The 3,583-nt window shown below is 69.5% G+C and carries 5 protein-coding genes; 3 read left to right on the top strand and 2 right to left on the bottom strand.

From position 1 onward, the window contains the following. Positions 1 to 357: helix-turn-helix domain-containing protein (locus tag ACTWPW_RS63385; RefSeq protein ID WP_443174914.1), on the bottom strand; the 357-nt coding region annotated here is incomplete at its 3' end. Positions 358 to 511: 154 nt separating this feature from the next. On the opposite strand from ACTWPW_RS63385, the gene ACTWPW_RS63380 reads away from it, so the two are divergent. Together ACTWPW_RS63380 and ACTWPW_RS63375 are read left to right on the top strand one after the other, a co-directional pair. Next, entirely contained in the window at positions 512 to 1,591 is a 1,080-nt protein-coding gene (locus ACTWPW_RS63380; protein ID WP_375108298.1) for a WD40/YVTN/BNR-like repeat-containing protein, read from the top strand. A gap of 3 nt (positions 1,592 to 1,594) precedes the next feature. Further along, positions 1,595 to 1,903 (top strand): hypothetical protein, encoded by a 309-nt coding sequence (locus tag ACTWPW_RS63375; RefSeq protein WP_364135258.1) that lies wholly within the window; start codon positions 1,595 to 1,597, stop codon positions 1,901 to 1,903. Between the two features lie 139 nt (positions 1,904 to 2,042). Here the strand turns inward: ACTWPW_RS63375 and thyX are convergent, their stop codons facing one another. Next, positions 2,043 to 2,777 carry an FAD-dependent thymidylate synthase gene (gene thyX, locus ACTWPW_RS63370; RefSeq protein ID WP_443174913.1) on the bottom strand — a complete coding sequence of 245 codons (735 nt, stop codon included), beginning with the start codon at positions 2,775 to 2,777 and terminating at the stop codon, positions 2,043 to 2,045. A gap of 377 nt (positions 2,778 to 3,154) precedes the next feature. On the opposite strand from thyX, the gene ACTWPW_RS63365 reads away from it, so the two are divergent. Beyond that, on the top strand, positions 3,155 to 3,487 hold the full coding sequence (locus tag ACTWPW_RS63365; protein WP_443174912.1) for a DoxX family protein: 333 nt from the start codon (positions 3,155 to 3,157) through the stop codon (positions 3,485 to 3,487). Positions 3,488 to 3,583: the final 96 nt, after the last annotated feature.

The raw sequence follows: 3,583 nt of genomic DNA, 5'->3' as shown, positions 1-3,583 counted from the left end.
GTTCCACACCGCGTCCACCACGACCGCCGGGTAGGGCTCGTGCCCGGCCAGGATCTTGTCCAGCGCCCGCCGGACCACCTCGCCCTCGGGGGCGCGTACTTCCCGTTCGGGATAGACCGGGGCGAACCCCGCCGCCACCAGCAGCCTGTTGCGGTGCCGCAGCGGCACCCCCAGCTCCTCGGCCAGCCGCATCACCATCTCGCGGCTCGGCCGGGCGCGCCCGGTCTCCAGGAAACTGATGTGGCGGGCCGAGACGTCGGCCCCGATGGCCAGGTCGAGCTGGCTCACCCGCCGCCGCTGCCGCCACGAACGCAACAACTCACCAAAGACCTCTTCATGTACGGCGACCGCTCCCATGCCGCACACGTTATCGAGTGGAGGGAAGGGCCTCGATTACCCGGGAGGTAATGCGGGACGCGAAACGCCATCCTTGCGCGGGGAATCTCCCAGTCTTCGGCGACTGTCGGTGCCGCGTGGCACGATGGCCGCAAGCGAACATGGGAGCGATGCTATGAGTGACGCAATGCTCGCGATCGGCACCCGCAAGGGTCTGTTCCTCGCCCGTTCGACGGACGGCGGCCCCTTCGAGATCCAGCCGATCCAGTTCTCCACGGTCGCGGTGCCCTCGGTGGCGATCGACACGCGCGGCACCACACCCCGGCTCCTGGCCGGCATCGAATACGGCCACTTCGGTCCATCCGTCATGTATTCGGATGACCTCGGCCAGACCTGGAAGGAGGCGGAGCAGCCGCCCATCGCCTTCCCCGAGAAGACCGAGGCGACGCTGACCCGGGTCTGGCAGCTCGCCCCGTCCCCGTCGGAGCCCGAGGTGGTGTGGGCGGGCGTCGAGCCGGCCGCCCTCTTCCGCTCCGAGGATCGCGGCGTCACCTACCGGCTCGTCGAGGGCCTGTGGGAGCACCCGCACCGCGAGCACTGGCAGCCGGGCGGCGGCGGCCTGTGCCTGCACACGATCGTCAACCATCCCACCGACCCCGACGTCATGGCGATCGCCGTCTCGGCCGCCGGCTTCTATCGCACGACCGACGGCGGCCTGTCGTGGGAGGCGGCCAACAAGAACATCCGGGCCCCGTTCATGCCGGAGGGGCAGCAATATCCCGAGTACGGGCAGTGCGTGCACAAGGTGTCCATGCACCCGTCCCGGCCCGAGCGGCTCTACCTGCAGCACCACTTCGGCGTCTACCGCAGCGACGACTTCGGCGGGAGCTGGCACGACATCGGCTCGCCGCTGCCGTCCGACTTCGGCTTCCCGATCGCGGTGCACCCGTCGCGGCCCGACACGATCTACGTGCTGCCGCTGACGGCGGACATGGACCGCACGCCGGTCGACCACCGCTACCGGATCTACCGCAGCGACGACGGGGGCAAGAACTGGCAGCCGTTCTCGCAGGGGCTGCCCGAGGGGCCGGTCCACTCGAGCGTGCTGCGCGACGCGATGACGGCGTCGGAGGCGGGGGTGTTCTTCGGCACGCGCGACGGCGAGGTCTACTGCTCGCGCGACGACGGCGAGACCTGGTCGCTGGTCGGCCGGCACATGCCCGACGTGCTCACCGTGCGCGCGGCGGTGCTCTAGTCGATGACGAAACCGGTCACGATGGTCGTGTTCGTGCTGCCCAGCTCGCTGCGGAGATGGGTGAGCGGGCGGACGGAGGTCAAGGTCTTCGCCATCGGCGCCGACCGCGACTCCCCGCCCACCCTGGGCTCGGCCCTCGACATGCTGCGGCGCACGCATCCGATGCTGGAGGAGCGGCTGCGCGACGACTACGGGCGCATCCGCCGGCACATCAGCATGATCGTGTGCGGGGAGAACGCCCGGGGCCTCGGCGGCCTCGACTGCGCGCTGCCCCCGGGCGCCGAGGTCTACGTGCTCCCGGCGCTCGCCTGACCCGCGCCGCGCCGGCTCGCTCGCGGACGCGGCCGGTTGCCGGCCTCTCTTCCGGCAACCGGCCGCCGTGGCGCCGGCCATCCGCGCCGAATCCGGAGGCGGATGTGGCCGGCCGGCCGCCGCGGCGGCGATGGGCGGCTCAGGGACAGACGCGGCCGTTGGCCTCGAAGGCCGCGTGGGTCAGCGGCATGAGCCCCGCCCACAGCTCCTCCATCTTCTCCGCGACCATCTCGATCTCGCGCTGCGGGAACGAGGGGAACGCGGAGTCTTCACGCTTGACCCGCAGCGACAGGAAGTTCATCAGCGCCCGCGCGTTGCAGGTGGCGTACATCGAGGAGTAGAGGCCGACCGGGAGCACGGTGCGGGCCACCTCCCGGGCCACGCCCGCCTCGAGCATCTCCAGGTAGGCCCGGTAGGACTGCCAGTAGCTCTCCTGGGTCGCCTCGGTCACCAGCTTGTGCTGCTCGGCGGTGCCGTCGGTGAACACGTATTTGCCGGGCTTGCCCTCCTGGACCAGCTGGCGGTCCGGCCCCGGCACGTAGAACACCGGCACGAGCTGCCGGTATCTCCCGGACTCCTCGTTGTAGGAGAACGTCCGGTGCCGCATGAACTCGCGGAACACGAAGATCGGCGCGCTGACGTAGAAGGTCATCGACGAGTGCTCGAACGGTGTGCCGTGCCGGTCGCGCATCAGGAAGTTGATCAAACCCTTGGAGCGCTGCGGGTCGGCCTCGATCTCGGCCAAGGAGCTCTCGCCCTTGGTGGAGACGCGTGCCGCCCACAACACGTCGGCGTCCGAGGCGGCGGACTTGATCAGCTCCACGTCCATGTCGCTACGGAACTTGACCTCGACCTCCGGTTCGACCTTGCCCATGCAGAACCCCACTCCGCTCGATGATGTGTCGGTTCCAGCAAACCAGGTCCCGAGGCCGTGCGCGAGTCGGCGCCCGCCGTCCCCCTCACAGTGGTACGGCGGGCGCCCGGCAGGTCAGCGGGGGTGCCGACCTGGCTCGGTCCGGGTCAGCAGCGGCGCCGGTCCCGGCGAGCCGGACGAGCGTGCCGCCACCGCCCGCGGCGAAGGACGCCGGGACACGACACCGCCGATCATCACAGCAGAATTGACAAGGAGACAAATCACAATTCGATCAATCGAATTCGGAAATATCCATTTCTGATTTCGCCACGTTACTTGTTGCTTCAAGTTTTCAGGTCTACAGTCATGATTCCACTGATACTTGAAGGGTCAAGCTTATGGACGCCATCCTCTGGATCCTGCAGATCCTGCTCGCCGTCGCCTTCGTCGTCTCGGGCCTCGGCAAGTTCGCCGACCTCGGCCCGCGCTTCCGCGAGCAGCAGGCCTACCGGGAGGACTTCAGCCCCGCGCAGCTCAGAGCCGTCGGCGCGCTGGAGGTGCTCGGCGGCGCGGGGGTCGTGCTGCCCTGGGCCACCGGCGTCGCGCCGATCCTCACCCCGCTCGCCGCCGCCGGGCTCGGCCTCCTCATGATCGGTGCCGCCCTGGTGCACCGGAGGCGGAAGGAGGGCATCGCGGTTAACCTCGATTCTTCAGCGGGCGGTGCTGTGTGAGTGGCTCCGCGATTTGCCCGTAATGTCCCCGACGCGGTTGGGGCGGGCCGTCGCATGACGCTGCGGGGGCGCCGGGTTCCACGGACCCGGAGCAGG

It is taken from the genome of Nonomuraea sp. KM90 (genome assembly GCF_052246675.1).
GTDB lineage: Bacteria > Actinomycetota > Actinomycetes > Streptosporangiales > Streptosporangiaceae > Nonomuraea.
The sequence above is the reverse complement of the archived record's forward strand: the minus strand, read 5'-3'. Positions and strand labels throughout refer to the sequence as shown.